3 protein-coding genes are annotated in these 2046 nt (G+C 66.7%); all 3 read right to left on the minus strand.

Features of this window, described 5'->3' with window-relative positions; all coding sequences use genetic code 11:
* Positions 1-429, minus strand: a 429-nt coding sequence (locus tag VF662_RS04905) for an NAD(P)H-binding protein (RefSeq protein ID WP_464138381.1), incomplete at its 3' end; no start/stop codon positions are given.
* 122 nt (positions 430-551) lie between these two features.
* Entirely contained in the window at positions 552-785 is a 234-nt protein-coding gene (locus tag VF662_RS04910; protein ID WP_464138385.1) for a hypothetical protein, read from the minus strand.
* 10 nt (positions 786-795) lie between these two features.
* Positions 796-2046 (minus strand): ABC transporter permease (locus tag VF662_RS04915; RefSeq protein WP_464138387.1); only part of this gene is annotated, 1251 nt, incomplete at its 5' end.

A 2046-nucleotide genomic window follows, 5' to 3' on the forward strand; every position in this document is an offset into this window, starting at 1 on the left:
CACCCAGTCGAGGCCGCTCCGCTCCAGCGCCTCGTCGCCTTTGAGCTTGGTGCGGGAGAAATCGGTCAGCCCGCCGCGATCGACGCCCATCGCAGAGAAGTGGATGACGCGCCTCACCCCCGCATGCTCGCACGCCTGCCACAAAGCAGAAGGCGCGGCATCGTGAACGCCGGCGGTGGAATCGCGGGCGCTGTCCTGCAGCGTGCCTGCGCAATTCACCACCGCCTCCACCCCCGCGAGGTGCGGCAGCCATGCCTCGGCGCCTTCGGCGCTCCGGAGGTCAAGGCTCACCCATCGGCTCACCGGCAGGCGGCGTGCGGCGGCATCGATGGAGCGCGCGACGCCGATCACCTCATGGCCCTCGCCCGCCAGCCGCGCGGCAACGGCCGATCCGATGAAGCCGGTCGCGCCGATCAGCAATATGCGCAAATCACCTTCTCCCGCGGGTGCGAAGGCACAACCTCAGCGCGGGAGGCTCGTTCCATCCGCGGCACGAGCGGCAAGAAGTGCGGGAGGGGCGGCTTGGGATCGCTCCTCCCGCCAGCGGGGCGTTAGAGGTCCACCCCGGTTGCGATTTCCTCCAGCTTGCGGAGGCGTTCCTTGAGCGCTGCCATCTCGATCCGGACTCCGGAGGCACCGTCGGGAGCTTCGGGCGCCGAGCGGTCGGCGGCGATCTCGTAGCGTTTGAGGTCGAGCCAGCCACGCCAGCCCTTGAGCGCGGCCGCGGCAACCAATGCGGTCATAGCAAGCGCCGCGGCAGGCCACACCAAAGCAGTCATGATCATCTCTTCCCCCTTATTCGTAGCGCAGCGCGTGGATCGGATTGGCCCGCGCGACCTTCAGCGCGTGTCCCGCGATCGTGCCCAGCGCGATCGCCAGAGCGAGCCCGCCGGCGAAGACGAAGGGCGTGGGCCCAAGCCCGATCCGGGCGTCGAAATTGTTGAGCCAGTCGCGCATCACCCACCAGGCGACCGGCCAGGCGATGAGGTTCGCGACCAGCACCGGCTTCGAGAACTGCCAGGCGAGCAGCCGAACGATGTCGCGGGCGCGCGCGCCGAGCACCTTGCGGATGCCGATCTCCTTGGTGCGCCGCTCGGCGGTGAAGGCGGCAAGGCCGAAGAGGCCAAGGCATCCGATCACCACCGCGAGCAATGCGAAGGCGGCGAACAGCTGGCCCCGCGCCTCCTCCTGCTCGTAGAGCTTGCGGACGCGGTCGTCGACGAACTCCGCCCGGAACGGGACATCGGGCACCACCCGTTTCCAGGCGTTTTCGATGCCCGTCATCACGGCTTTGGGATCCGGGCTCTGGTAGCGCATCATCAGCGTGTTGTGGCCGGTGGTGGCGTAGTAATAGATGATCGGCTGAAGCGGATCGCGGACGGAACGGAACCGGGTGTCCTGGACGACTCCGACGATCGTCGTCGGCACGAGCCCGAACTCAGGATAGGTCAGCGCCGTGTTGACCCGCTTTCCGATCGCATCGGCCGGGTTGTTGAAGCCGAGCCGCTCCGCCGCCAGCTTCGTGACGATCGCGTTGATCCCCCGCTTCACGATCGCCCGCTCCGCCTCCGGGACCACCGGGAACGGCGTCGTTGCGTCGTCCATCGCGATGCTTTCGTTGAAATTCCGTCCCGCGAGAACCTTGATGCCCATCGTCGGGAAGAAGTTCGGCTCAATCCCGTAGGTGCCGAGGTCGATCGATTTCGGATTGCCGGGGAGATAGACCTGGGTGACCGAATTGTTGCCGGGATTGACCCCAATCCCGGTGCGCGCAACCGATTGGACTCCGGGCACCTGGCCGATCTCGCGCTTCAGCGTGTCGAGCACCGGCTTGATCTCGTCGGCGCCGAGGTTCTGAACCTGAAGCAGGCCCTCGCGCTTGTAGCCTGCATCCGCCGTCCGCGCGTAGATCGTCTGCGCGTAGATCACTCCGGTGCAGATGATGAGCCCGATCGACACGGCGAATTGGGAGACGACCAGGATGTTCCTGAGCCGCCCGGATCCCTGCGCTTCGGAAGAGGATTTGTTTGCCTTCAGCACCTTCGC

Source organism: Allosphingosinicella sp., assembly GCF_036387215.1.
Taxonomy (GTDB): Bacteria; Pseudomonadota; Alphaproteobacteria; order Sphingomonadales; family Sphingomonadaceae; genus Allosphingosinicella.

Coding starts and splice junctions, on each gene's coding strand:
- VF662_RS04910 (WP_464138385.1), bottom strand. CDS start 785: ATGATCATGACTGCTTTGGTGTGGCCTGCCGCGGCGCTTGCTATGACC.